Raw genomic sequence first — 334 nt, 5'->3', positions numbered from 1 at the left:
AGCCGCGAAGTTTAATCAGGAGCAAGCATAAATCAGCGTAATTATCTAATCTGTGGCTGAAAACTTAAATGACTATTGGAGGTTTATTCCCCGATAGATAACGTTCAGTATTTCTATTGTTAGAATTTTGCGACTCTGCGTGAAAAATTGCTCGCAAAGACGCGAAGCCGCTAAGTTTCATCAGGAACGAACTTAAATCAGTGTAATTGTTCTAATCTGGCTGAAAACTTAATGACTATTGGAGGTTTATGCCTGATAGATAACGTTTGATATTTCTATTGTTAGAATTTTGCGCCTCTGCGTCTTTGCGTGAAAAATTGCTCGCAAAGCCGCA

The organism is Flavobacterium sp. Leaf359 (assembly GCF_001423985.1).
Taxonomy (GTDB): Bacteria; Bacteroidota; Bacteroidia; order Flavobacteriales; family Flavobacteriaceae; genus Flavobacterium; species Flavobacterium lindanitolerans.
Note: the sequence above shows the minus strand (reverse complement) of the source record.